This window comes from Pseudomonas sp. URIL14HWK12:I5 (assembly GCF_900176445.1).
Taxonomy (GTDB): Bacteria; Pseudomonadota; Gammaproteobacteria; order Pseudomonadales; family Pseudomonadaceae; genus Aquipseudomonas; species Aquipseudomonas monteilii.
This window is the reverse complement of sequence record NZ_FWXQ01000004.1, coordinates 38,104-63,230: the sequence shown is the minus strand read 5'-3', so window position 1 is coordinate 63,230 and position 25,127 is coordinate 38,104. Positions and strand designations below refer to the sequence as shown.

Genomic DNA, 25,127 nt, shown 5'->3' with positions numbered 1-25,127 from the left:
GACCGTCAATCTTCGAGGGCTTGTTCTATGACGATTACTGCGATGTTTTCAGCTGCATTGCCGATTGGCATGGGTGCCACGGTGGTGATGGACGTGTGGGGGCTGCTGCTGCGGCGCTTGGGTGTTGCCACGCTTGATTTCGCCATGGTCGGGCGTTGGGCGGGGCATTTGCTTAACGGTCGTGTACTGCATCAGGCGATTGCCAAAGCCGAACCCGTGCGAAATGAGTTGGCGTGGGGATGGGTGATTCATTACGCCATCGGTGTGCTGTTCGCAATGCTGCTGGTTGTGATCGTAGGGGAGGGCTGGTTGCTCTCGCCTACTTTGTTGCCTGCAGCAGTTGTTGGCGTGGGTACGGTCGTGGCACCGTTGTGCTTCATGCAGCCGGCGATGGGCGCGGGATTCTTTGCGTCCAGGACGCCGAAGCCTGCGCAAAACTGTCTTAAGAGCCTGGCCACGCACCTTGTGTTTGGCGTGGGGATGTTCTTGAGTGCGGGTTTGCTGGCGTTGGTATGAGGACAAGGTGCTCGGTCAGAGCGAGCGCACGATCAGCATGCCTGCTACCAGCAGTACCCCTGTAGAGATTGCGCCGAGGTAAAACAGGAGTACACCTGTCCAGGGCGAAGCCGCTCTGAGGTTGCGCATTTCTTCGGCAAACGCTTCCGCTTCACTCAGTGCGTTTCCAGTGTGATCCTGGGTGGCGCGGCGCATTGGCTGCTCCTTGTGGCTGGATTAATCAAAACTCAGAGCTTGCTGGCCAGTGCCATGATGCCAACGATGGTGGTGATAACGGCTGAGCCTGTTGCGATTGGGTACCAGAACGCCTCCTGCCTGAGCTTACGCGCTTCTGCTACAAATTCCTGTGTCTCGGCCCTTAACTTGCGGCCCTCATTTTGTAACTTCTCAAGTTCGAGGTGTGCACAATCATCTTGAAGCATCGGATTGTCTTTTCAAGTGGCGGCGAAGGTGCCTTGGTCGGGGCCTGACTATGGTGCAATCAGGGCCAAGGTTGGAATCGCCGTCTTCCAACGGATGGTGTAGTCCATTTCCACCTCAACCCTAGTTTCCACAAGAAGACAGTTTTCCCAAAATGGCATGTCAGGTGTGCAGTGGTCAGGGGCGAACTACAGAAATGGGCGCCTGGTATCCTGCTCCCCCATAACGCTGCATTATCCGCTCGCCCTCCCCCGATTGCTTCAGTCGCACCAGCGCCCGCAGCACTCCCTGGGTCGGTATCGCCGGGTCATTGCGCACCATGCACGCCAGGTCCTGTTCCTCCAGCACTGCCAAGCCCTGCAGTTGCTGTTCCGACGGCAAGCCCTGGTTGAACCACTGCAAAGACAGTTGATTGCTCACTGCATGCCGGTACCGCCCCGCATGCAGTTTCTGCAGCACCAGCAACTGGCTGCGGCTGTCTTCACGACGCAACTGGCCCTGATCCAGCAGCGGTTGCAGGGTCGAGTAGGTGTAGCCCAGTACCGTGCCGATAGCCTGGGGTGGCAGTTGCTCCGGGGGCATTGGGGTGCTGTCGCCGACACGACCCACCAACACGTCACGCTGGTGTATCAGCGGGATACTCCAGACAAAATCCCCGGGGCGGTCATTGAACCACTGGGTGCTGACATAGCAGCGCACATCGATATCGCCGTTGTTCATGGCCTCCTGCAGGCGAAGGCGGGCCATGACGTGATACTGGGGGCGTACGCCCACTTCCTTGGCCAGCGCTTGTATCAGGTCATACACCAGGCCTTCCACCGGCTGGTCGCCTTCTATGCGTACTAGCGGCATGCTCCAGCTCTCTGCAACGGAGAAGCGCAGCACGGGCTGTTCAGCCAGGCTGTGCATGGGCCAGAGCAGTAGCAGGGCCAGCAAACTTCGCAAAGGCGTATCCTCCCTGAACAACGCGCCTGCCTCAAAGCTTAGACGACTCGCGCAGGGTGCAATTTTGCCCCCGCTCCGCTAGCATTAGCGCTCTTCCGCTCTATCAGGCTACGATGGTTTTTCGATGAGTTATCAGGTTCTTGCACGTAAATGGCGTCCGCGCTCGTTCCGCGAAATGGTCGGCCAGGCCCATGTGCTCAAGGCCTTGATCAATGCCTTGGACAACCAGCGCCTGCACCACGCCTACCTGTTCACCGGTACCCGCGGCGTGGGCAAGACGACCATCGCCCGTATCATCGCCAAGTGCCTTAACTGCGAAACCGGCATCACCTCCACGCCGTGCGGCACCTGTTCGGTGTGCCGGGAGATCGACGAAGGCCGTTTCGTCGACCTGATCGAAATCGACGCCGCCAGCCGTACCAAGGTCGAGGACACCCGCGAACTGCTCGACAACGTGCAGTACGCCCCGAGCCGTGGGCGCTTCAAGGTCTACCTGATCGACGAAGTGCACATGCTCTCGACGCACTCGTTCAACGCCTTGCTCAAGACGCTGGAAGAGCCGCCGCCCTACGTCAAGTTCATCCTCGCCACCACCGACCCGCAGAAACTGCCGGCCACCATCCTGTCGCGCTGCCTGCAGTTCTCGCTGAAAAACATGAGCCCGGAGCGGGTGGTGGAGCACCTCAGCCACGTACTGGCTGCCGAAAACGTGCCGTTCGAACCGGATGCCCTGTGGCTGCTGGGCCGCGCGGCCGATGGTTCGATGCGTGACGCCATGAGCCTGACCGACCAGGCCATCGCCTTTGGCGAAGGCAAAGTGCTGGCCGCTGATGTGCGGGCGATGCTTGGCAGCCTGGATCATGGTCAGGTTTATGGCGTGCTGCAGGCCTTGCTGGAAGGCGATGCCCGGGCGTTGCTGGAGGCCGTGCGCAACCTGGCCGAGCAAGGGCCGGACTGGGCTGGCGTGTTGGCCGAGATGCTCAATGTGCTGCACCGCGTGGCCATTGCCCAGGCGCTGCCCGAAGCCGTGGACAACGGCCAGGGCGATCGCGAGCGGGTACTGGCGCTGGCCTCGGCGCTGCCGGCCGAAGACGTGCAGTTCTATTACCAGATGGGCCTGATTGGCCGCCGAGACCTGCCGTTGGCCCCGGACCCGCGCGGCGGCTTTGAAATGGTGCTGCTGCGCATGCTGGCGTTCCGCCCGGCCGATACCGACGACGCGCCGAAACCGGTGCTAAAGCCAGCGGGGATCAGCCAGGCCACAGCTGATCCTGCAACGCCGGTGGCAGCGCCAGCGGTAGCCGTGGCGCCGCCTGTCACGGTTGCGGCAGACCCTGTTCTGCCGGCTGTGGCGCCGCAGGCCCAGGAACCTGCGACGGTCGAGCCTGCGCCCCAGCCTGTGGTCGAGCCCGTTGTGGTAGCCGAACCTGTTCCGGTCGCAGAGCCCGAGCCCGAACCTGAGCCTCAAACCGAAGCTGAGGCAGAGGAGGTGCTCGACCTGCCGTGGGAGGCGCCTGCAACGGCCGTCGCGCCGGTCGTGGCTGAGCCTGCTGCAGCACCTGTTACCCCGGTGGCGCCCCAACAGGCCGCGCCGGCCCATGACCTTGAGCCGCCTTTCGATCCGTCCGCCTACGCTTCAGTAGGCATGGACCGCGATGATGAGCCGCCGCTGGACGAAGATTATTACGGTGGCGAAAGCGACCCGGTCGGCTTCAGCTACCTGGACGAGCTGGCCGAGCACATCCAGGAAGAGACACCCAAGCCATTGGCCGAACCGCTGCCTGCGGCCAAACCGGCCACCGGCCTTGCCCTGCAATGGCTGGAATTATTCCCGCAGTTGCCTGTGTCCGGGATGACAGGCAACATCGCGGCAAACTGTACGCTGATTGCCGCCGATGGCGACGACTGGCTGTTGCACCTGGACCCTGGCCAAGGTGCGTTGTTCAACGCCACCCAGCAGCGACGCCTGAACGAAGCGCTCAACCAGCACCTGGGGCGCACGCTGAACCTGCGCATCGAGTTGATCCTGCCCGAGCAGGAAACCCCGGCCCAGGCCGCCGCGCGCAAGCGCGCCGAGCGCCAGCAGGACGCGGTCACCTCGATCGAGCAGGATCCGTTGATCCAGCAGATGATCAAGTTGTTCGGTGCCAAGGTGCGGCAGGATACTATTGAGCCTGTAGAGGCCCTGGCCAATCAGGGCCAGTAACGGATAACCATGCGGCCGGCCCTGCGCCGGGCCGCATCACATGACCCAATCGAGGTATACCCCCATGATGAAAGGTGGCATGGCCGGCCTGATGAAGCAGGCCCAGCAGATGCAGGAAAAGATGCAGAAGATGCAGGAAGAGCTGGCCAACGCTGAAGTCACCGGCCAGTCCGGCGGTGGTCTGGTGAGCGTGGTGATGACCGGTCGTCACGACGTCAAGCGTGTCAGCATCGACCAGAGCCTGATGTCGACCGACGAGGACGACAAGGAAGTGCTGGAAGACCTGATCGCCGCCGCGCTGAACGATGCGGTGCGCAAGGTTGAGCAGAGCAGCCAGGAAAAGATGGGCGGCATGACGGCTGGCATGCAACTGCCGCCGGGCTTCAAGATGCCGTTCTAAGGGCATTGCCATACCGAAAACCGCCGCTGAATCCAGCGGCGGTTTTTTTTGCAAAGATTTCACCCAAGGCGCGGTCTACTGATTTGACGCCACTGCCCTCGCTGGGTATAAACCGCCTCTTATTGAATTGTCAGGCCTTTCTCATGAGCTTCAGCCCCCTCATCCGCCAACTGATCGACGGCCTGCGTATTCTGCCCGGTGTCGGCCAGAAAACCGCCCAGCGCATGGCCCTGCAACTGCTCGAGCGCGACCGCAGTGGCGGGCTGCGCCTGGCCCAAGCGTTGACCCAGGCCATGGAAGGTGTAGGCCATTGCCGTCAGTGCCGTACCCTGACCGAGCAGGAGCTGTGCCCGCAATGCGCCGACACACGCCGTGATGACACCCAGCTGTGCGTGGTCGAGGGGCCGACCGATGTGTATGCAGTGGAGCAGACCGGCTACCGTGGTCGTTACTTCGTGCTCAAGGGCCACCTGTCACCGCTGGACGGCCTGGGGCCGGAGGCGATTGGCATTCCGCAACTGATGGCGCGTATCGAGGAGCAGGGCACCTTTACCGAGGTGATCCTGGCGACCAACCCGACGGTGGAGGGGGAGGCGACAGCGCATTACATTGCGCAGTTGCTGAGCGAGAAGGGGTTGGTGGCTTCGCGGATTGCCCATGGAGTGCCGCTGGGCGGAGAGCTGGAGCTGGTGGATGGCGGGACCTTGGCCCATGCGTTTGCGGGGCGTCGGCCGATTTCGCTCTGATTGAGAATGGTTGGGGCTGCAAAGCAGCCCCAAAACCCAACTCAGTACTCGCTAAGAGAAAACTCGGTCAGGCAGAAAGTCGGTACCCCGGCCGCCTGCAGGCGGCGCGACCCGTCCAGCTCCGGCAGATCGATGATCGCCGCCGCCTCGAACACCTGCGCCCCGGTACGGCGTACCAGGTTGGCCGCCGCCAGCAAGGTACCGCCCGTGGCGATCAAGTCATCGAAGATCAAGACCGAATCCCCTTCGCACAGGCTGTCGGCATGCACTTCCAGGAAGGCCTCGCCGTACTCGGTCTGGTAGCCCTCGCTCAGCACGTCAGCCGGCAGTTTGCCTTGCTTGCGGAATAGGATCAGCGGCTTGTTCAGCTGGTGTGCGATGATCGAACCAATCAGAAAGCCCCGCGCATCCATGGCACCAATATGGCTGAACTCGGCCTCGACATAGCGCTCGATGAACTGGTCGGCCACATAGCGCAGCCCGCGCGGCGACTGGAACAGCGGGGTAATGTCGCGGAAGATCACGCCTGGCTTGGGGAAGTCCACTACCGGGCGGATGAGGGCTTTGAGGTCGAAGGTGTCGCTGTGCATTGTTGCGGGTATCCTGGGAAAACGAATGCCCAAGTATACCCGCTAAACGCTGGCCTCAGGCCTCGATTGCACCACCGGCCAGCGCACACAGCTGGATTGGGTCGAGAATGTGCACTTCCTTGCCTTCGGCGCGGATCAGGCCATTCTGCTGGAACCGGGTGAACACCCGCGAAACGGTTTCCACCGCCAGGCCCAGATAATTACCGATTTCGTTGCGCGACATGCTCAGGCGGAACTGGTTGGCCGAATAGCCGCGGGCGCGGAAGCGCGCCGACAGGTTGACCAGGAAGGTGGCAATGCGCTCGTCAGCGGTTTTTTTCGACAGCAGCAGCATCATTTGCTGGTCGTCGCGGATTTCCCGGCTCATGACCCGCATCAGCTGGCGGCGTAGCTGCGGCAGCTGTACCGACAGCTCGTCGAGGCGCTCGAAGGGAATCTCGCACACCGAAGTGGTTTCCTGAGCCTGCGCCGATACCGGGTAGGCCTCGGTGTCCATGCCCGACAGCCCGACCAGCTCGCTGGGCAGGTGGAAGCCGGTAATCTGCTCTTCGCCGCTGTCGCTGAGGCTGAAGGTTTTCAGGGCGCCGGAACGTACCGCGTAGACCGAGCCGAAATTGTCACCCTGGCGGAACAGGAACTCGCCTTTTTTCAGCGGACGGCCGCGTTTGACGATTTCATCCAGTGCATCCATGTCTTCCAGGTTCAGCGAAAGAGGCAGGCACAGGGGGGCCAGGCTGCAGTCCTTGCAGTGGGCCTGGTTGTGTGGGCGCAGTTTGACTGGCTCGGACATTTGAATCGATCCTTGTGGGAAAGCACACATAAGTCGTAAGGGTAACCTACGACACAGGGTGTAGGCCAGTGTGCGCGTTTTTGGTGCGCACTGGCGAAACCCCGGCAGGTGCCCTGCCGGGAGTCTTTGTGCGCCCATAGTGTGCCCGGCAAGGAAACTTGTCCATGCGGTTGAACGCCTCGGTTTTCAGATCACCCGCGAGAAGCGCTGGCGGTTTTGCATGGCCAGGTAGGCGTCGAACACCATGCACACCGAGCGTGCCAGCAAGCGGCCCGCCGGCAAGATGCGGATGCCTTTGTCGTCCAGGCTGATCAGGCCGTCGCGCTGCAAGGTCAGCAGCTCGGGCCAGAGGTCGTTGAAGTAACCGCGAAAATCAAGGGTGAAGGCTTGCTCGATCGGCTCGAAGTCCAGCTCGAAATGGCAAATCAGTTGCTGGATCACCGCACGCCGCACGCGGTCGTCGTGGTTGCACAGCAGGCCGCGCTGGGTGGCCAGCTGTGCGTTGGACAGGCTGTCCTGGTAGGTGTTGAGGTCGCTGCTGTTCTGGCAGTACAGGTCGCCGATCTGGCTGATGGCCGACACGCCCAGGCCAATCAGGTCGCAATGCCCGTGGGTGGTGTAGCCCTGGAAGTTGCGCTGCAGGGTGCCTTCTTCCTGGGCAATGGCCAGCTCGTCGTCGGGCAGGGCGAAGTGGTCCATGCCGATGTAGCGGTAACCGGCGGCGGTCAGTTGGTCGATGGTGGCGTGCAGCATCTCCAGCTTGGCCGCCGCGCTGGGCAGGTCGTTGTTGTCGATACGCCGCTGCGGCATGAAGCGCTCGGGCAGGTGGGCGTAGTTGAACACCGACAGCCGGTCGGGCTGCAAGCGGATCACCTCTTCGACGGTGCGGGCAAAGCCTTCCGGGGTTTGCTTGGGCAGGCCGTAGATCAGGTCGAGGTTGATCGAGCGGAACTGCAACGTGCGTGCAGCTTCGATCAAGGTACGGGTTTGCTCAAGGCTTTGCAGGCGGTTGACCGCACGCTGCACGGCCGGATCAAGATCCTGCACGCCCAGGCTGACGCGGTTGAAACCCAGCTCGCGCAGCAGGCCCATGGTCGACCAGTCGGCTTCGCGGGGGTCGATTTCGATGCCGTAGTCGCCAGAATCGTCGTCCAGCAGGTGGAAGTGCTGGCGCAGGGTGGCCATCAGCTGGCGCAGTTCCACATGGCTGAGAAAGGTCGGCGTGCCGCCGCCAAAATGCAGCTGTTCAACACGTTGTTTAGGGGCCAGGTGGCAGGCGATCAGCTGGATTTCCTGCTCCAGGCGCTGCAAATAGGGCGCAGCGCGGGCGCGGTCCTTGGTGATGACCTTGTTGCAAGCGCAGTAGTAGCAGATGTTGGCGCAGAACGGCACATGCACGTACAGCGACAGCGGGCGCACGGCTCGACGACTCTCGCGCAGGGCATGGAGCAGGTCGAACGAGCCCACCTCGCTGTGCAGTTGCACGGCGGTCGGGTAAGAGGTGTAGCGTGGTCCGGCCAGATCGTAGCGGCGGATCAGGTCGGTATCCCAACGTAGGTCGTCGAGCATGAGGGCGGTCCCCGGAAAGAGCAGCAGTGCACCGGAGTCTATGGCCGTCTGTAGGAAACTGTGTTGATTTGTATCAAGGGCATTGGGGCGTCAAAGCAGCGCCCATCAATGCCCCATCAGCCAATGCTGGTGCGGCCCGGGCAGGGTCCACACCCCAAACAGCATCACCAACACCCCGCCAGCCACCCGCACACTGCGCCGTCTCAACAAAGCGTTTACCCGCTCCGCCGCCAACCCGGTAGCCAGCAGCACTGGCCAGGTCCCCACCCCGAACGTCAGCATCAACGCCGCGCTATACCCGGCGTTGCCTTGGCTTGCCGCCCACAACAGGGTGCTGTACACCAACCCGCACGGCAGCCACCCCCACAGCGCGCCCAGCAGTAATGCCCGGGGCAGGCTGGATACCGGCAGCAAGCGCGAAGCGACCGGCTGGATGTGCCGCCACAGGCCCCGGCCCAGCGCTTCGATGCGGGTCAGCCCGCTCCACCAGCCGGCCAGGTACAGGCCCATGGCAATCAGCAGCAGTGCCGCCAGCACCCGCAGTGCCAGTGCTGCCGGGCTGCTGGCCACGGCCCAGCCGGCCAGGCCCAGCAACAGGCCGGCACAGGCATAGCTGGTAATGCGCCCGAGGTTGTACGCCAGCAGCAGGCGCAAGCGCCGGCCACGCTGTTCGGGCGGGATGGCCAGGGTCAGCGCGCCCATCAGGCCGCCGCACATACCCAGGCAATGGCCGCCGCCAAGCAGGCCAAGGACCAGTGCCGAGCCCAGCAGGGGAAGCAGGTCAGGCACGGGGTGGTGGTTCCTTGTCGGTGTCGGCCTGCGCGTCTTCAGGCTTTACCGCCGCCTGGTGGCGCGGGTCCTGGTCGTCGAAGAGGATGCTATGGGCCGGGCCTTCGAGGTCGTCGTACTGGCCGCTGTCCACCGCCCAGAAGAAGATGTACACGGCCACGCCGACCAGCAGCAAAGCGGCGGGGATCATGACATAGAGGGCGGGCATGGCGACTTCCTCCCGGGCAGGGGTGCTTCGGTTTTCGGCAAGGCTGCTGCCGGGGGCATGCGGGTCAGGCGCAGGGCATTGAGCACCACGATCAGCGAGCTGACCGACATGCCGATGGCGGCCCACACCGGGGTAATCCAGCCGAGCGCGGCAAACGGCAACATCAGGCCATTATACAGCGACGCCCACAGCAGGTTTTCGAGGATATTGCGGCGGGTGCGGCGGGCCAGGTCGAAGGCCTGCACCAGTGCCTGAAGGCGGTTGGACAGCAGCACGGCATCGGCGCTGGTCTTGGCAAGGTCCGTGGCACTGCCCATGGCGATGCTGATATCGGCGGCGGCCAGCACTGGCACGTCGTTGACCCCGTCACCCAGCATCAGCACCTTGCTTCCGGCTGCCTGCAGCGCTTTCAGCCGGTCCAGCTTGTCGTCCGGGCGCAGGCCGCCAATGGCCTGGTCGATACCCAGCTGCGCGGCCACTTCGGCGACCATCGGCGAGCTGTCGCCCGACAGCAGCAGCGTACGCCAGCCACGGGCCTTGCAGGCGGCGAGCAGGGCAGGGGCATCGTCGCGCAGACGGTCGTCCAGGCCGAACCAGGCCAGCGGCCCCTGGCGGTCACCCAGCAGCAACCACTGGCCGCGCGGTTCCGGCACGCCGGGGATCTCCGCGCCGCTCAGGGCGCAGACGAAGGTGGCCTGGCCAATGCGCAGGCGCTGGCCGTCCACCAGGCCTTCCAGGCCCAGGCCGGGTAAGGTCTGCACATCATCCGCGGGTGTGGCGGTGCGGCCAAAGGCGCGGGCGATGGGGTGTTCGGAGCGGTTTTCCAGCGCGGCTGCCAGGGCCAGGCAGCGGTCGGCGGGCAGGCTGCCGAGTGGGCGGATGCTGCGCAGGGTAAGGCGGCCTTCGGTCAGTGTGCCGGTCTTGTCGAAAATCACCGTGTCGATCTGGTTCAGGCCTTCCAGCACATGGCCACGGGTGACCAGCAGGCCGAGCTTGTGCAGGGTGCCGGTGGCGGCGGTCAGCGCCGTTGGCGTGGCCAGGGACAGCGCGCAAGGGCAGGTGGCTACCAGCATCGCCAGCACGATCCAGAACGCGCGCGCCGGGTCCAGATACCACCACCACAGGCCGATGGCCACGGCGGCCAGCAACGAGAACAGCAGGAACCACTGCGAGGCCCGGTCGGCGATTTCGGCCAGGCGTGGTTTTTCGGTTTGCGCACGTTCCAGCAAACGCACGATGGCCGACAGCCGCGAATCGTGGCCCAGTGCTTCAACCTCCACGTTCAGCGTGCTTTCGACGTTCAGCGTGCCGCCGGTGACCCGCTCACCCACCCGGCGCGGTTGTGGCAGGTATTCGCCGGTCAGCAGCGATTCATCCACACTGGAGCGGCCTTCGACAATGCGCCCGTCGGCGGGGATCACGGCGCCCGGCAGTACTTGCACCGTGTCACCGCATTGCAGTTCGCTGAGCAGGATGCGTTCGCTGCGGCCGATGGTATCCAGGCGCAGGCACGAGGCCGGCAGCAGGTTGACCAGTTGCGCGGTGGCGGCGGCAGTGCGTTCGCGGGCGCGGCGCTCCAGGTAGCGGCCGGTGAGCAGGAACAAGGCGAACATACCCACGGTGTCGAAATACAGCTCTCCACTGCCGGTGATGGCGGTCCAGATGCCGGCGCCGAAGGCCAGCCCAATGGCCAGCGACACCGAAACGTCCATGGTCAGGTGGCGGGTGCGCAGGTCGCGTGCTGCGCCTTTGAAGAACGGCGCGCAGCTGTAGAACACGATGGGGATGGTGAGAAACAGCGCCACCCAGCGCAGGATGGTGTGCAGTTCAGGCGACAGGTCGATGTTGAATTCCGGCCAGGTGGCCATGGTTGCCATCATTGCCTGGAACCACAGCAGCCCGGCCACGCCCAGGCGGCGCAGGGCGCTACGGTTCTCGCGGGCCAGCTGTTCGGCCGCCTGGTCGGGTTGGTAGGGGTGGGCGGCGTAGCCGATCTGGCGCAGCTCGGCCAGCAGGCGGGAAAGCGGCTGTTGCTTGTCGTCCCAGTTCAGCAGCAGGCGGTGGTTGGACAGGTTCAGACGGGCTTCGGCGACGCCGGGCAGGTTGCGCAGGTGTTTTTCGATCAGCCAGCCGCAGGCGGCGCAGCTGATGCCTTCGACCAGCAGGGTGGTTTCGGCCAGTTCGCCCTGGTGGCGCACGAAGCTTTGCTGCACGTCGCTACGGTCGTACAGGGCCAGCTCGTCTTGCAGCTGTTTGGGCAAGGCTTCGGGGTTGGCGCTGTTGTCGCTGCGGTGCTGGTAGTAGTGCTCCAGGCCACCGGCTACGATCGACTCGGCCACCGCCTGGCAACCGGGGCAGCAGAACTGCCGAGGCTGGCCAAGGACCACGGCGGTGAAGCGGCTGCCAGCGGGGACGGGCAGGGCGCAGTGGTAGCAGGGGGTGGGTTGGGTCATAAGGCGAACACGCATTGGCTGACAGGAGCGGACCCTGTGGGAGCGGGCTTATCCCGCGAATGGGCCGGTACAGGCAACATCATATGCAGGTCTGGCCCCTTCGCGGGACAAGCCCGCTCCCACAGGTATGAAGGAGATGCGGCTATTGGTGTTCGGCACCCTGTATAGCTTCGTCACCCAGCTGCAAGGTCACACCATGCTCCACTTTTTCCTCTTCGAACAAGCGCCACACCTGGCCACCTTCGCTACCCAGCAGCTCAACAAAGCGCCGCCCGTCCACCTTGTCTTCCAGTTGCCCCACATAACGCCCTGCGTCAACCCGGCTCAGCAGCACCCTGCGGTCTTTCTCCGGCTGGGTAGGCGAAATCAGGTTCAGCTCCAGGCTCTGCGGGCCGCTGTTGCCGGTCAGGCGCAGGTCCACTTCGCCTGTGAGCTCGTCCAGGTGCACGCTGGCCTTCAGCCCCAGCTGCTGCGCCAGCAGTTCACGGTCGAGCGAGCGGTTGATGCCCTTGCCGGCCTCGTAGTAGTTGTCGTTCACCAGGTTGTCCGGGTTGTTCACGGCAATGCTGACCATGGTCAGGCTCAGGCACACCGAGGTGGTGAGGATGCCGATGATGATCCAGGGCCAGAGGTGCTTGTACCAGGGGCTGGCGGCGGTGGCGACAGGCATTGTGCGTTATCTCTCTTAGCGGATCTGTGGGCCGATGAAACGGCTCTTGGCTTCAACCTGGGCGTCACTGTCGTCGGCGCTTTTGAGGATGAAGGTGATTTCGTTGGTGGTCGAGGGCAGCTTCTCGGGGGCGACCGACAGCTGCACCGGCAGGCTGACGATATCACCGGCAGCCACGCGGATCTCGCGCTGGCCCTCAAGCTTGAGGTCTGGCAGGCCGGCGGCGTCCAGTACGTAGACGTGGTCGCGCTGGTCCTTGTTCATCACCTTCAGGCTGTACACGTTCTCGATCCTGCCCTGGGCGTTCTCGCGGTACAGCACGCGGTCCTTGCTGACGTCGAAGCCGACCAGCGAGCGGGTGGCGAAGGCGGTGGTCAGGCCGATGATCATCACCAGCAGCACCACGGCATAGCCGATCAGGCGCGGACGCAGCATGTGGGTCTTCTGCCCGGACAGGTTGTGTTCGGTGGTGTAGCTGATGAGCCCTTTGGGGTAGTTCATCTTGTCCATGATGCCGTCACAGGCGTCGATGCACGCGGCGCAGCCGATGCACTCGATCTGCAGGCCGTCACGGATGTCGATGCCGGTAGGGCAGACCTGGACGCACAGGGTGCAGTCAATGCAGTCACCCAGCCCCTGTGCCTTGTAGTCGGCATCCTTTTTACGCGGGCCGCGGGTTTCGCCGCGGCGCGGGTCGTAGGAAACAATCAGCGTGTCCTTGTCGAACATCACGCTCTGGAAGCGGGCGTAGGGGCACATGTAAACGCACACCTGTTCGCGCAGCCAGCCGGCGTTGCCGTAGGTGGCGAGGGTGAAGAACCCGACCCAGAAGTAGGCCCAGCCATCGGCCTGGCCGGTGAAGAACTCGATGACCAGTTCGCGGATGGGCGAGAAATAGCCCACAAAGGTCATGCCAGTGACGAAGCCGATCAGCAGCCACAGGCTGTGCTTGGCGAATTTGCGCAGGAACTTGTTGCCGCTCATGGGGGCTTTGTCGAGCTTCATGCGCTGGTTGCGGTCGCCTTCGGTGACTTTCTCGCACCACATGAAAATCCATGTCCACACGCTTTGCGGGCAGGTGTAGCCGCACCACACCCGGCCGGCGAACACGGTGATGAAGAACAGGCCGAAGGCGGCGACGATCAGGATGCCCGACAGCAGGATGAAGTCCTGTGGCCAGATGGTAGCGCCGAAAATGTAGAACTTGCGCTCGGGCAGGTTCCACCACACGGCCTGGTGACCCCCCCAGTTCAGCCATACGGTGCCGAAGTACAGCAGGAACAACACGGCACCACCGACCATGCGCAGGCGGCGGAACAGGCCGGTGAAGGCGCGGGTGTAGATCTTTTCCCGGGAGGCGTAGAGGTCGACGGAATCCTTCCCTTTGCTGGCAGGCGGGGTGACGTCATGTACCGGAATTTGCTTGCTCATCATCAAGTCCCACGGCAGTGGAGAAACGCCGCGGCCAGTGCGTGCCGGCCGCAGTCTCGCGCAATCTGCTAGCGCTCTACGGCCCATGATACGCCGCTGATGGCGGTATGGGGTCGCACTGCGACCTTTAGTCGCGTTGGGTTTGTGGTATGAATCGTGTTATGGCGGGTGTCAATTGATCCAGGTCATCAGCCTGCAAGAAATGCTTGGCTGTACCGGCCTCTTCGCGGGCTTGCCCGCGAAGAGGCCAGGCCTGCCTTACTCGGCCTTGGCCGGTTCAGCCTGGTGCGACAGGCTATACACATAAGCCGCCAGCAAGTGCACCTTGTCATTACCCTGCAACTGTTCCTGCGCCGGCATCTGCCCTTGGCGACCATAACGGATGGTCTGTTGCAGCTGGGCAAAGCTGGACCCATAGATGAACGCCTGCGGGTGGGTCAGGTTCGGCGCGCCCATGGCCGGTGTGCCTTTGCCTTCCGGCCCGTGGCAGGCCACGCAGTTGGCGGCGAAGATCTTCTGACCGTTCTCGGCATCGGCCTTGACGCCTTCCGGCAGGGTGCGGCCATCCAGCTTGCTGACCACGAACGCTGCCACGTCGGCCACGCCCTGATCACCGATCACCTCGGCCCAGGCCGGCATCACGCCGTGGCGGCCGCCCATGATGGTGGTCTTGATGGTGTCGGGCTCGCCGCCCCAGCGCCAGTCGTTGTCGGTGAGGTTAGGGAAGCCGAAGGCACCCTTGGCGTCGGAGCCGTGGCACACCGAGCAGTTGGAGGCGAACAGCCGCGCGCCCATTTTCAGCGCCTGCGGATCCTTGGCCACGTCCTCGATGGGCATGGCGGCAAATTTGGCGAAGATCGGCCCGAAGCGGGCGTCGGCCTTGGCCATTTCCTTTTCCCACTCGTGCACGCCGGTCCAGCCCGGCTGGCCGTTGGAAAACTCGGTCTGCTTGTCGTTGTCCAGATACGAGTAGCCCGGCAGCACGCCTTTCCAGTTGCCCAGGCCCGGGTACAGCACCAGGTAGCCAAGGGCGAAGATGATGGTGCCGACGAACAGCCAGAACCACCATTTCGGCAGCGGGTTGTCATATTCCTCGATGCCATCGAAGGCATGCCCGACGGTTTCGTCGGTCACCTCTTCGCGCTGGCCCTTGCGGGTGGACAGCAGCAGCCAGGTCAACGAGAAGATGGTGCCCAGGGTCAGGACGGTAACGTACAGACTCCAGAAGGTTGTCATTGTTGTTTGCTCCCAGAAGCTTTTGCTTGCTCGACGTGCCGGGTGGCCTCGGGGTCATCCGCGAAGGGCAGTTGGGTCGCTTCGTCGAAGTCCTTTTTACGCCGTGGGTTGAACACCCACAGCGCCAGGCCCACGAACGCCACCATCACCACGACGGTGCCCAGGCCGCGAATCATCCCGATATCCATCAGCGTCACCGTTTGCTTTTGATGATGGTGCCAAGACCTTGCAGGTACGCGACGATGGCGTCCATTTCGGTCTTGCCCTTGACCGCGTCACGCGCGCCGGCAATGTCGGCGTCGGTGTACGGGGTGCCGAGTGTGCGCAGCACTTCCAGTTTTTTCGCGGTGTCCTTGCCGTCGAGCTTGTTCTCGACCAGCCACGGGTAGGACGGCATCTTCGACTCCGGTACCACGTTGCGTGGGTTGTACAGGTGCGCACGGTGCCAGTCATCGGAGTAGCGGCCACCCACGCGGGCCAGGTCCGGCCCGGTGCGCTTGGAGCCCCACAGGAACGGGTGGTCCCACACGCTTTCGCCGGCTACCGAGTAGTGGCCGTAGCGCTCGGTTTCGGCGCGGAACGGGCGGATCATCTGCGAGTGGCAGCCCACGCAGCCTTCGCGGATGTAGATGTCGCGGCCTTCCACTTCCAGCGCGGTGCGCGGCTTCATGCCTTCAACGGGTTTGTTGGTGACGTCCTGGAAAAACAGCGGGACGATCTGGGTCAGGCCACCGACGCTCACGGCGATGACCATGAAGAAGGCCAGCAGGCCTATGTTCTTCTCGACGGCTTCATGCTTCATCAGTGCGCTCCCACAACGACGATCTTGGCGGCTTCCTCAGCCTGTGCCGGGTTGGCGGCACGTACGGTACGGAACACGTTGTAGGCCATCAGCAGCATGCCGCTGGCGAAGAACGCACCGCCCAGGGCGCGGACGATATAACCAGGGTGGCTGGCCTGCAGGGCTTCGACGAAGGAGTAGGTGAGGGTGCCGTCATCGTTGATGGCGCGCCACATCAGGCCTTGGGTGATGCCGTTGACCCACATCGAGGCGATGTACAGCACGGTACCGATGGTGGCGAGCCAGAAGTGCGCGTTGATCAGGCCGATGCTGTGCATCTGCTCGCGGCCGTAGAGTTTCGGGATCATGTGGTACACGGCACCGATCGAGATCATGGCTACCCAGCCGAGGGCGCCGGCGTGGACGTGGCCGATGGTCCAGTCGGTGTAGTGCGACAGCGAGTTCACGGTCTTGATGGCCATCATCGGGCCTTCGAAAGTGGACATGCCGTAGAACGCCAGCGAAACGACCAAAAAGCGCAGAATCGGGTCGGTGCGCAGTTTGTGCCAGGCGCCCGACAGGGTCATCATGCCGTTGATCATGCCACCCCAGCTAGGCGCCAGCAGGATGATCGACATCACCATGCCCAGCGACTGTGCCCAGTCAGGCAGGGCGGTGTAGTGCAGATGGTGAGGGCCGGCCCAGATGTACAGGGTGATCAGCGCCCAGAAGTGCACGATCGACAGGCGATACGAGTAGATCGGCCGTTCGGCCTGCTTGGGCACGAAGTAGTACATCATCCCCAGGAAGCCGGTGGTGAGGAAGAAGCCCACGGCGTTGTGGCCGTACCACCACTGGATCATCGCGTCGGTGGCACCGGAGTACGCCGAGTACGACTTGAACAGGCTCACCGGCAGCGAGATGTGGTTGACGATGTGCAGCATCGCGGTCACCACGATGAAGGCGCCGTAGAACCAGTTGCCGACATAGATGTGCTTGGTCTTGCGCTTGACGATGGTGCCGAAGAACACCAACCCGTAGGTCACCCAGACGATGGCCAGCAGGATCGCCAGCGGCCACTCGAGCTCGGCGTATTCCTTGGTGGTGGTGTAGCCCATCGGCAGGGTGATCAGCGCGCCGACGATCACCGCCTGCCAACCCCAGAAGGTGAAGGCCGCCATGCTGTCGGAGATCAGCCGGGTCTGGCAGGTGCGTTGCACCACGTAGTAGCTGGTGCCGAACAGCGCACAGCCCCCGAAGGCGAAGATCACCAGGTTGGTGTGCAGCGGGCGCAGGCGGCCGAAGCTGGTCCAGGGCAGGTCCAGGTTCAGTTGCGGCCATACCAGCTGCGAGGCGATGAAGACGCCGAGGCCCATGCCAAGGATCCCCCAGACCACCGTCATGATGGCGAACTGGCGGACGACCTTATAGTTATAAGCAGTCGGACTGATTGCTGTGCTCATGCTAAGGTTCCACGGTTTTGATGTTCTTGTTGGTCGAAAAATCGGCGCCAGTATTGATAACCATCAGGGTTACCGCAACGCAACTTTGGTACGCCGACCCGTGTCCGAGCCCGTTCGCTGATGTCCCGCAGCGATCGGGTCCGGACGATTGTACACAAATAAATATTTGTAATGTGTACCGTTTTTCATCTTTTTCTGATCGATCGGTCAGGCTTTTTACCGGGACGGCGACAGGCTATGCGCCGCGTCTGCATCGGTCCTTTCGGAGCGAAGCCCACTGTGGCAACAAGCTTAGTTCTGTTCGGAGGGGGTGCAAGGGAGGGAGTACGGCGGGGGAGAGCTGGGGCCGCAACGCGGCCCCGAGGTATTACTTGGCAGTCACAGTTTCAGCTGCGCCATCTTGCGACAGGCTATACACATAAGCCGCCAGCAGGTGCACTTTGTCATTACCCTGGATCTCGGCCTGCGCCGGCATCTGCCCTTGGCGACCATAGCGAATGGTCTGTTGCAGCTGGGCAAAGCTCGACCCATAGATGAACGCCTGCGGGTGGGTCAGGTCTGGCGCGCCCATGGCGGGAGTGCCTTTGCCTTCCGGTCCGTGGCAGGCCACGCAGTTGCCGGCGAAGATCTCCTTGCCTTTGGCCGGGTCGGCCTTGGCGCCTTCCGGCAGGCTGCGGCCGTCCATGCTGGTCAGCACGAACGCGGCCACATCGGCCACACCCTGCTCGCCGATCACCTCGGCCCAGGCCGGCATCACACCATGGCGGCCGTTCATGATCGACGCCTTGATGGTTTCTGCATCGCCGCCCCAGCGCCAGTCCTTGTCGGTGAGGTTGGGGAAGCCGAAGGCACCCTTGGCGTCCGAGCCATGGCACACCGAGCAGTTGGAGGCAAACAGGCGGCCGCCCATTTTCAGCGCTTGCGGGTCCTTGGCGACTTCTTCCACGGGCATGGCGGCGTACTTGGCGAAGATCGGGCCAAATCGGGCATCGGCCTTGTCCATTTCCTTCTGCCATTCATTCACGCCAGTCCAGCCGTTTTCATAACCCGGCAAGATGCCTTTCCAGTTGCCCAGGCCCGGGTAGAGGATCAGGTAGCCGACCGAGAACACCAGGGTGCCGACGAACAGCCAGAACCACCACTTGGGCAGCGGGTTGTCGTACTCCTCGATGCCGTCGAAGCTGTGGCCCATGGTCTGGTCAGTGGTGTTCTTGCTCTCGCCCTTGCGGGTGGCGAGCAACAGCCAGGTCAGGCCAATCAGGCTACCGATGGTCAGTACGCTGATGTACGTACTCCAGAAGGTGGTCATTGCCCGTTACTCCTTTTTGCAGCAGGTTCCTGCCCGGCAGGGGGCAGGCGGTCGTCGACGAAGGGCAGCAGGCGCGCTTCGGCGAAATCACGGTCGCGGCGACGGTTGAATACCCACAGCGAGAGGCCGATGAAGGCGATCATCACCACCAGGGTGCCCAGGCCGCGGATCATGCCGATGTCCAGTTCCATCGCACTCACCTCTTGTTCTTGATCGCGGTGCCGAGCACCTGCAGGTAGGCGACCAGCGCGTCCATTTCGGTCTTGCCCTTGACCGCGTCACGGGCGCCGGCAATGTCGGCGTCGGAGTACGGCACGCCCAGGGTGCGCAGGGTGCGCATCTTGGTGTCGGTGTGGCTGTTGTCGACTTGCTGGGCGACCAGCCACGGGTACGCCGGCATCTTCGACTCCGGTACCACGTTGCGCGGGTTGTACAGGTGCGCGCGGTGCCAGTCGTCCGAGTAGCGGCCACCCACGCGGGCCAGGTCTGGCCCAGTGCGCTTGGAACCCCACAGGAACGGGTGGTCCCATACACTTTCGCCGGCTACCGAGTAGTGGCCGTAGCGCTCGGTTTCGGCGCGGAACGGGCGGATCATCTGCGAGTGGCAGCCCACGCAGCCTTCGCGGATGTAGATATCGCGGCCTTCCAGCTGCAGCGCGGTGTAGGGTTTCATGCCTTCCACCGGCTTGTTGGTGACGTCCTGGAAGAACAGCGGGACGATCTGGGTCAGGCCGCCGATGCTGACGGCGAACACCATCAGCAGGGCCATCAGGCCGACGTTTTTCTCGATGACTTCATGTTTCATCAGGCGTTTCTCCTCAAGCCAACTGGGCGTTCGCAGGGGCGACGTCAAGCGCTGGCGAACGCACGGTGCGCCAGGTGTTCCAGGCCATCAGGAACATGCCGCTGAGGAAGATCGCGCCGCCAACGAAGCGCACGACAAAGCCTGGGTGGCTGGCCACCAGGGTTTCCACGAACGAGTAGGTGAGCGTGCCGTCGCTGTTGACCGCGCGCCACATCAGGCCCTGGGCAATGCCGTTGACCCACATCGAGGCGATGTACAGCACGGTGCCGATGGTGGCCAGCCAGAAGTGCGCGTTGATCAGGCCGAGGCTGTACATCCGCTCTTTGCCGAACACTTTCGGGATGGTGTGGTACAGCGCGCCGATCGAGATCATCGCCACCCAGCCGAGGGCGCCGGCGTGCACGTGGCCGATGGTCCAGTCGGTGTAGTGGGACAGGGCGTTGACCGTCTTGATGGCCATCATCGGGCCTTCGAAGGTGGACATGCCGTAGAACGCCAGCGACACCACCAAAAAGCGCAGGATCGGGTCGCTGCGCAGTTTGTGCCAGGCGCCCGACAGGGTCATCATGCCGTTGATCATGCCGCCCCAGCTCGGTGCCAGCAGGATCAGCGACATCACCATGCCCAGCGATTGCGCCCAGTCGGGCAGGGCGGTGTAGTGCAGGTGGTGCGGGCCGGCCCAGATGTACAGGGTGATCAGCGCCCAGAAGTGCACGATCGACAAGCGATAGGAATACACCGGGCGTTCGGCCTGCTTGGGCACGTAGTAGTACATCATCCCCAGGAAGCCCGCAGTCAGGAAGAAGCCCACCGCGTTGTGGCCGTACCACCACTGCACCATGGCGTCGGTAGCGCCGGCGTACACCGAATACGACTTGGTCAGGCTGACCGGCAGTTCCAGGTTGTTGACGATGTGCAGCAACGCCACGGTCAGGATGAAGGCCCCGAAGAACCAGTTACCCACGTAGATGTGCTTGGTGTTGCGCTTCATCAGCGTGCCGAAGAACACGATGGCGTAGGCCACCCAGACGATGGTGATCAGGATGTCGATCGGCCATTCCAGTTCGGCGTATTCCTTGGAGCTGGTGTAGCCCAGCGGCAGGCTGATGGCCGCCAGCAGGATCACCAGTTGCCAGCCCCAGAAGGTGAACGCGGCCAGGCCCGGTGCGAACAGGGTGGTCTGGCAGGTGCGTTGCACCGAATAATAGGAGGTGGCGAACAGCGCGCAGCCGCCGAACGCGAAGATCACCGCATTGGTATGCAGGGGGCGCAGGCGGCCGAAGCTGGTCCAGGGGAGGTCGAAGTTGAGGGAAGGCCAGGCGAGCTGGGCGGCGATGAAGACGCCGAGCCCCATCCCGACGATTCCCCACACCACCGTCATGATGGCGAATTGGCGGACCACCTTGTAGTTATAGGCGGTACTGCTGGTTGTGTTCATGTATGGGTTCCCATCCACGGTTATTTGGCAGGCTTTACAGCGAGGCAAGCATGATTAATGGGCAAAGTGCCGGTATTGACGGGGATCAATGGGCGAAGGTCGGAAATGTCCCAGGCTTTCGCTGCGATCCTCCACAGGCTGAAGGTAAAGACGGCTACAAGGGCTGCCTGATCCTGGCCCATGGCGCCGGTGCGCCGATGGACAGCGGGTTCATGGACGAAATGGCGCAAAGGCTTGCGGCACTTGGCGTGGCGGTCGTGCGCTTCGAGTTCCCGTACATGGCCGAGCGCAGGGTTACCGGTGGCAAGCGGCCGCCGAACCCGCAGAAAGTGTTACTGGAATGCTGGCGCGAGGTGTACCGGCAGGTGCGACCTTTGGTCGCGGGCAGGTTGGCGGTGGGTGGCAAGTCCATGGGCGGGCGCATGGCCAGCCTGCTGGCCGACGAACTGGGTGCGGATGCGCTGGTGTGCCTGGGCTATCCGTTCTACGCGGTGGGTAAACCTGAAAAGCCGCGCGTGGAGCACCTGGCCGGGTTGAAAACCCCGACGTTGATCGTGCAGGGCGAGCGCGATGCGCTGGGCAACCGTGAGGCGGTGGCAGGGTATGCGTTGTCGCCGGCGATCGAGGTGAGCTGGCTAGTGGCGGGGGACCATGACCTGAAGCCGTTGAAGGCTTCGGGGTTCAGCCATGAGCAGCATTTGCAGGCGGCGGCTGAAAAGGTTGCGGCATTCCTGAAGGGTTGTTAATGCTGGATTCTTCGCGGGCGAGCCCGCGAAGAGGCCGGATCGGGCTACGGCTTAGTCGCGGTACTCGCACAGGTAGGCGGTATCCACTTTCACCTGCAGCTGGAACTTGCTGTCAGCCGGTACATTGAACTTGTCGCCCGCCTTGAAGGTTTCCCAGTTGTCGCTGCCTGGCAGCTTCACGGTCAGCGCACCCGACACCACATGCATGATCTCGCGTTTGGCGGTACCGAACTCGTATTCGCCCGGGGCCATCACGCCGACAGTGGCCGGGCCTTCTTCGCCCGCGAATGCGATCGACTTGACGGTGCCGTTGAAGTACTCGTTGACCTGGAACATGGGCGACTCCTGAACAGGGTGATGAAAAAGAGCTGGCCAGTATGCCCAAGCCCATTGCCTGCGTCATCTGCTTTCAGGGGCGATTGGCGGGGAGCGTCAGCGGCAGCAACCGCGCCGTATTGCGCGCGTCTTCCAGCGCCCTGTGCTGCTGCCCGCAAAAGTGCATGCCGGCCAGTTGCAAGGCCCCGTTCAAACCCGTGGGGCGTTGCAGGTGGCGGGCTTTGGCAAAGCGCTGTTTGAGGTTGATGTGCGGCAGGGTGCGCAGCAGGCTGTCGAGCCCGTGCTGCTGCCATTCCTGGTGCAGTTGCTGGCGGTCGTAGTCGCCCCAGCTGACCCAGGCCTGAAGCTGCCCACGGTGGTGCCCGAGCCAGCGCTCGAAACTTGCCCACACCTCGTGAAACGGTGCGGCGCCGTCCACGCTGGCCTGGCTGATGTGCGTCAGCTCACGGCAGAACGGGGTAAGCTGCGGACGCCGCCGTGGCCGCACAAAACGCTGGAAATGGTCGACCTCGCGGCCTTCGCGGGTGACCAGGCTTGCGCCGATTTCAATGATTTCCATCTCTGTGACCGGCCACCCACCATCGTCGGTGGTGGCTTCCAGGTCGATCACCAACCAATGGCCCATACCAGGCTCCCTTGCAGATCCTGCTAGAGCGTAGCCAATGTCTGGGCATACGGCACCCTATGGCATTTTGCCGCCTGCTTTGGCACAAAGACTGGGAACCGGCAGTTGTGCCGCCAAGGGAAAACGCCTAGCTTAGACGGACCCAGGCATGAACCGTGATGAGTGTCCGTCTTGACTCCAGCGCCCGGCCTCAAGGCCCTGTCCTCCCTGATGCTGCTGGCCGTGTATTGGTTGGCGGTGCCGGCATGGGCCGCAGATGCCGTCGAGGTGAAGATCGGCGCTGCGCACTTCCCGCCTTACACGGTACGCCCCGAACAGGGGGCGGACACCGGCCTGCTGCCGCAATTGGTCGACGCACTCAACCGCTTGCAACAGGGTTACCACTTTGTCCTGGTGCCCACGTCCATCCAGCGGCGTTTTGGTGACTTCCAGCAGGGCCGCACCGACATGGCCATTTTCGAGAACCCGCAATGGGGCTGGGAGCAGATTGCCCACCAGACCGTGGACATGGGCCTGGAAGATGCCGAAGTGTTCGTCGCCCGCCAGGCCAATGGCCGTGACCCGCGTTACTTCGACGACCTGAGTGGCAAACGCCTGGCCTTGTTCAACGGCTACCACTACGCGTTCGCCCGTTTCAACTCCGACCCGGACTACCTGCGCAAGGCGTACAACGCGACCTTGACGTACTCCCATGACAGCAACCTGCTGATGGTACAGGCCGGTCGCGCCGACATCGCCCTGGTCACACGCTCCTACCTCAGCGACTTCATGGCGCGCAACCCGGCCAGCAAGGCGCAGCTGGTGCCTTCGCAACGCATTGACCAGGTGTATCACCACTACGCCTTGCTACGCCCGGGGGCACCTATCGGCGAGCAGTCGTTCGCCGGCTTGCTGCGAGACCTGCGTGACAGCGGTGAGCTGGCACGGATCTTTGAGCCTTACCGCATCACGGTTTCGGCCCCGAAAGACTAAATTCATGCGCCACGGCAACGTTCTCAGCAGTGAGCCTTTTCTTCATTTTCGTGAGTCAAGCCCATGCCGTTCGATGCCGCTTCGCAGCCCCTGTCACCGCCACGCTGGCGCCACCTCAGTGCCGAGGAGGGGGGCGGCTGGCTGAGCCTTACCCTTGAAGGCCGGCCGTTGATCCAGGTGCGCCTGGAGGCCGGTGCCACCTTGCATGTTCACCTTGAACGCCTATGCCCCGAGCGCCCGTACCAGGCCTTGTGGGCTGCCTGTTACTGGTTGCTGTCTCGCGACACGGCCTGCCAGCGCCTGGTCTGGCACTTGCCCGAGGCACAGCCTCAGGCGCTGGCTTGTGGTTTGCTGCGGGTGGGCGAGCAGCCTGGCCAATACCTGTGCGAGCGGTCGTTGTTCTGGCAGTTGCCACAGCCTTGGCTGGGGGAGTCGGTGGCGGCGGTGTACCCGCAGCAGATGCAGATCAGCAACGGCAAACGCCACCCACGCCGCGCGCCCAAGCCGCGTGGTGAGGTGTACCGGCGCTTCGATGCGCGCCTGGGCAGTTGGGTGTCGTTGCGCACCCTGGAGATCGAGCACGACCTGGAGCGTTTCAACCGCTGGCAGAACAACCCACGGGTAGAGGCATTCTGGCAGGAGGGCGGTACGCTGGCGCAGCACCGTGAATACCTGGACAAACTCGAAGCCGACCCGCATACCCTGACGCTGATCGGCTGCTTTGATGACCAGCCGTTTGCCTACTTCGAGGCGTACTGGGCCAAGGAAGACCGCATTGCTCCGTTCTACCCGGCCGATGATTACGACCGTGGCATCCACATGCTGGTCGGCGAAGAGAGCCATCGCGGGCCACACAAAGTGGCCAGCTGGCTGTCGGCGCTGGTGCACTACCTGTTCCTGGATGACCCGCGTACCCAGCGGGTGGTGGCTGAGCCGCGCGCCGACAACGGCAAGATGATCGGCTACATGCAGGACCAGTGCTTCCATTGCGACAAGGAGTTCGACTTCCCGCACAAGCGGGCGGCGTTGATGATTCTGGGGCGGGAACGCTTCTTCGATCGCTGCAAACTGGCTTGAGGGCCATGGGGCCGCTTAGCGGCCCCATAAGATCAGCCTTGGCGATTGGCCGTCTTGCGGCAATGCACCAGTGCATCGCGGATCATGAAGTTGACCAGTGTCGGCGACACGCCCAGCTCCTTGGCGATGTCTTTCTGCGGCACGCCATGCAGGCGGTACATCTCGAAGGCGTAGCGGGTGCGCTGCGGCAGCTCGTTCAGCGCCTCGGCGATGTCATCCAGCGCGGCGAGGTTGATGTGCGTGGCTTCGGGCGAGGCGTTCTGGATGACCACATTCAGGCCTTCCTCCTCGCTGCCGGAGTATTTCAGCTCCATCGCCTGCTTGCGGTAATGGTCGATCGCCAGGTTGCGCACGATCTGGAACAGGTAGCTGAGCTGCGCCTTGAACGACGATGTGATCTGCGGGGCGGCGCTGAGCCGGAAGAAGGCGTCCTGCACCACATCTTCGGCACGCGAGCGGCAGCCGGTAATGCGCGCAGCGATCTTGACCAGGATGCTGCGGTTGTCGACGAAGGCCTGCAGTAATGGTGAATCGCACTTACTTGTGGATAGTTGTTCCGCCATGGAAATCACCTTGTCACAGAGGGGAAAGGAGGCACCCAAGGTT

29 protein-coding genes are annotated in these 25,127 nt (G+C 63.1%); 7 read left to right on the top strand and 22 right to left on the bottom strand.

Going from position 1 to position 25,127, the window contains the following annotated elements; translation table 11 throughout:
* Nucleotides 1-27 precede the first annotated feature (27 nt).
* Nucleotides 28-516 carry a DUF2938 domain-containing protein gene (locus tag B9A31_RS10715; RefSeq protein ID WP_019099551.1) on the top strand — a complete coding sequence of 163 codons (489 nt, stop codon included), beginning with the start codon at nt 28-30 and terminating at the stop codon, nt 514-516.
* A 15-nt stretch (nt 517-531) separates the two neighbouring features.
* On the opposite strand, the gene B9A31_RS10710 is transcribed toward B9A31_RS10715, so the two are convergent.
* The 3 genes from B9A31_RS10710 to B9A31_RS10700 all read right to left on the bottom strand — a co-directional run bounded on the left by B9A31_RS10710 (nt 532) and on the right by B9A31_RS10700 (nt 1,881).
* Nucleotides 532-711, bottom strand: coding sequence for a hypothetical protein (locus tag B9A31_RS10710; protein WP_084296991.1), 180 nt, complete (start codon nt 709-711; stop codon nt 532-534).
* Nucleotides 712-743: 32 nt separating this feature from the next.
* Complete coding sequence (locus B9A31_RS10705) at nt 744-938, bottom strand: hypothetical protein (RefSeq protein ID WP_019099553.1); 195 nt, start codon at nt 936-938, stop codon at nt 744-746.
* 175 nt (nt 939-1,113) lie between these two features.
* Nucleotides 1,114-1,881, bottom strand: a complete 768-nt coding sequence (locus B9A31_RS10700; RefSeq protein WP_084296990.1) for a substrate-binding periplasmic protein — start codon at nt 1,879-1,881, stop codon at nt 1,114-1,116.
* A 124-nt stretch (nt 1,882-2,005) separates the two neighbouring features.
* On the opposite strand from B9A31_RS10700, the gene dnaX reads away from it, so the two are divergent.
* From dnaX to recR, 3 genes are all read left to right on the top strand, one after another.
* Entirely contained in the window at nt 2,006-4,087 is a 2,082-nt protein-coding gene (gene dnaX / locus B9A31_RS10695) for a DNA polymerase III subunit gamma/tau (protein WP_019099555.1), read from the top strand.
* Between the two features lie 64 nt (nt 4,088-4,151).
* The gene (locus B9A31_RS10690) at nt 4,152-4,487 is read left to right on the top strand and encodes a YbaB/EbfC family nucleoid-associated protein (protein WP_003254305.1); all 336 of its coding nucleotides are present in this window, start codon (nt 4,152-4,154) and stop codon (nt 4,485-4,487) included.
* A 143-nt stretch (nt 4,488-4,630) separates the two neighbouring features.
* Nucleotides 4,631-5,233: a recombination mediator RecR gene (recR, locus tag B9A31_RS10685; RefSeq protein WP_025754785.1), complete on the top strand. Its 603-nt coding sequence runs from the start codon at nt 4,631-4,633 to the stop codon at nt 5,231-5,233.
* A 41-nt stretch (nt 5,234-5,274) separates the two neighbouring features.
* On the opposite strand, the gene B9A31_RS10680 is transcribed toward recR, so the two are convergent.
* The 16 genes from B9A31_RS10680 to ccoN (B9A31_RS10600) form a co-directional block, all read right to left on the bottom strand.
* A complete protein-coding gene (locus B9A31_RS10680) occupies nt 5,275-5,823 on the bottom strand; it encodes an adenine phosphoribosyltransferase (RefSeq protein WP_016711710.1) in 549 nt (182 codons plus the stop codon).
* Between the two features lie 55 nt (nt 5,824-5,878).
* Nucleotides 5,879-6,613 carry a Crp/Fnr family transcriptional regulator FnrA gene (gene fnrA / locus B9A31_RS10675; RefSeq protein WP_016711709.1) on the bottom strand — a complete coding sequence of 245 codons (735 nt, stop codon included), beginning with the start codon at nt 6,611-6,613 and terminating at the stop codon, nt 5,879-5,881.
* A 186-nt stretch (nt 6,614-6,799) separates the two neighbouring features.
* On the bottom strand, nt 6,800-8,182 hold the full coding sequence (gene hemN, locus B9A31_RS10670) for an oxygen-independent coproporphyrinogen III oxidase (protein ID WP_016711708.1): 1,383 nt from the start codon (nt 8,180-8,182) through the stop codon (nt 6,800-6,802).
* Nucleotides 8,183-8,287: 105 nt separating this feature from the next.
* Nucleotides 8,288-8,971, bottom strand: coding sequence for a sulfite exporter TauE/SafE family protein (locus tag B9A31_RS10665; protein ID WP_084296989.1), 684 nt, complete (start codon nt 8,969-8,971; stop codon nt 8,288-8,290).
* Nucleotides 8,964-9,179, bottom strand: coding sequence for a cbb3-type cytochrome oxidase assembly protein CcoS (ccoS, locus tag B9A31_RS10660; protein ID WP_016711706.1), 216 nt, complete (start codon nt 9,177-9,179; stop codon nt 8,964-8,966). Before ccoS ends, B9A31_RS10665 begins: the two co-directional genes overlap by 8 nt.
* Entirely contained in the window at nt 9,158-11,632 is a 2,475-nt protein-coding gene (locus tag B9A31_RS10655; RefSeq protein WP_027609460.1) for a heavy metal translocating P-type ATPase, read from the bottom strand. The genes ccoS and B9A31_RS10655 overlap by 22 nt, the downstream gene beginning before the upstream one ends.
* 142 nt (nt 11,633-11,774) lie before the next feature.
* Entirely contained in the window at nt 11,775-12,302 is a 528-nt protein-coding gene (locus B9A31_RS10650; RefSeq protein WP_025754788.1) for a FixH family protein, read from the bottom strand.
* A gap of 15 nt (nt 12,303-12,317) precedes the next feature.
* On the bottom strand, nt 12,318-13,733 hold the full coding sequence (gene ccoG, locus B9A31_RS10645) for a cytochrome c oxidase accessory protein CcoG (protein ID WP_084296988.1): 1,416 nt from the start codon (nt 13,731-13,733) through the stop codon (nt 12,318-12,320).
* Between the two features lie 258 nt (nt 13,734-13,991).
* On the bottom strand, nt 13,992-14,969 hold the full coding sequence (gene ccoP, locus B9A31_RS10640) for a cytochrome-c oxidase, cbb3-type subunit III (RefSeq protein WP_016711702.1): 978 nt from the start codon (nt 14,967-14,969) through the stop codon (nt 13,992-13,994).
* The gene (locus B9A31_RS10635) at nt 14,966-15,157 is read right to left on the bottom strand and encodes a CcoQ/FixQ family Cbb3-type cytochrome c oxidase assembly chaperone (RefSeq protein WP_003254287.1); all 192 of its coding nucleotides are present in this window, start codon (nt 15,155-15,157) and stop codon (nt 14,966-14,968) included. Before B9A31_RS10635 ends, ccoP (B9A31_RS10640) begins: the two co-directional genes overlap by 4 nt.
* Nucleotides 15,158-15,162: 5 nt before the next feature.
* Nucleotides 15,163-15,771 carry a cytochrome-c oxidase, cbb3-type subunit II gene (gene ccoO, locus B9A31_RS10630; protein ID WP_016488340.1) on the bottom strand — a complete coding sequence of 203 codons (609 nt, stop codon included), beginning with the start codon at nt 15,769-15,771 and terminating at the stop codon, nt 15,163-15,165.
* On the bottom strand, nt 15,771-17,213 hold the full coding sequence (gene ccoN / locus B9A31_RS10625) for a cytochrome-c oxidase, cbb3-type subunit I (RefSeq protein WP_003254284.1): 1,443 nt from the start codon (nt 17,211-17,213) through the stop codon (nt 15,771-15,773). The genes ccoO (B9A31_RS10630) and ccoN (B9A31_RS10625) overlap by 1 nt, the downstream gene beginning before the upstream one ends.
* A 367-nt stretch (nt 17,214-17,580) precedes the next feature.
* Complete coding sequence (ccoP, locus tag B9A31_RS10615; RefSeq protein ID WP_019099853.1) at nt 17,581-18,522, bottom strand: cytochrome-c oxidase, cbb3-type subunit III; 942 nt, start codon at nt 18,520-18,522, stop codon at nt 17,581-17,583.
* A complete protein-coding gene (locus tag B9A31_RS10610; protein ID WP_016711696.1) occupies nt 18,519-18,713 on the bottom strand; it encodes a cbb3-type cytochrome oxidase subunit 3 in 195 nt (64 codons plus the stop codon). Before B9A31_RS10610 ends, ccoP (B9A31_RS10615) begins: the two co-directional genes overlap by 4 nt.
* 5 nt (nt 18,714-18,718) lie before the next feature.
* Nucleotides 18,719-19,327: a cytochrome-c oxidase, cbb3-type subunit II gene (ccoO, locus tag B9A31_RS10605; protein WP_019099854.1), complete on the bottom strand. Its 609-nt coding sequence runs from the start codon at nt 19,325-19,327 to the stop codon at nt 18,719-18,721.
* Between the two features lie 13 nt (nt 19,328-19,340).
* Entirely contained in the window at nt 19,341-20,765 is a 1,425-nt protein-coding gene (gene ccoN / locus B9A31_RS10600; RefSeq protein ID WP_016488335.1) for a cytochrome-c oxidase, cbb3-type subunit I, read from the bottom strand.
* A 50-nt stretch (nt 20,766-20,815) separates the two neighbouring features.
* On the opposite strand from ccoN (B9A31_RS10600), the gene B9A31_RS10595 reads away from it, so the two are divergent.
* Entirely contained in the window at nt 20,816-21,511 is a 696-nt protein-coding gene (locus B9A31_RS10595) for an alpha/beta family hydrolase (RefSeq protein ID WP_084296987.1), read from the top strand.
* A gap of 51 nt (nt 21,512-21,562) precedes the next feature.
* Here the strand turns inward: B9A31_RS10595 and B9A31_RS10590 are convergent, their stop codons facing one another.
* Together B9A31_RS10590 and B9A31_RS10585 are read right to left on the bottom strand one after the other, a co-directional pair.
* A complete protein-coding gene (locus tag B9A31_RS10590; RefSeq protein WP_003259920.1) occupies nt 21,563-21,847 on the bottom strand; it encodes a pyrimidine/purine nucleoside phosphorylase in 285 nt (94 codons plus the stop codon).
* Between the two features lie 73 nt (nt 21,848-21,920).
* Nucleotides 21,921-22,472, bottom strand: a complete 552-nt coding sequence (locus tag B9A31_RS10585; RefSeq protein WP_025754791.1) for a 3'-5' exonuclease — start codon at nt 22,470-22,472, stop codon at nt 21,921-21,923.
* A gap of 171 nt (nt 22,473-22,643) precedes the next feature.
* On the opposite strand from B9A31_RS10585, the gene B9A31_RS10580 reads away from it, so the two are divergent.
* Nucleotides 22,644-23,444, top strand: coding sequence for a substrate-binding periplasmic protein (locus B9A31_RS10580; protein ID WP_084296986.1), 801 nt, complete (start codon nt 22,644-22,646; stop codon nt 23,442-23,444).
* 63 nt (nt 23,445-23,507) lie between these two features.
* On the top strand, nt 23,508-24,521 hold the full coding sequence (locus B9A31_RS10575) for a GNAT family N-acetyltransferase (RefSeq protein WP_027615216.1): 1,014 nt from the start codon (nt 23,508-23,510) through the stop codon (nt 24,519-24,521).
* A 32-nt stretch (nt 24,522-24,553) separates the two neighbouring features.
* Here B9A31_RS10575 and B9A31_RS10570 read toward each other — a convergent pair whose 3' ends face one another.
* Nucleotides 24,554-25,084, bottom strand: a complete 531-nt coding sequence (locus B9A31_RS10570; RefSeq protein WP_016711688.1) for an RNA polymerase factor sigma-70 — start codon at nt 25,082-25,084, stop codon at nt 24,554-24,556.
* Nucleotides 25,085-25,127: the final 43 nt, after the last annotated feature.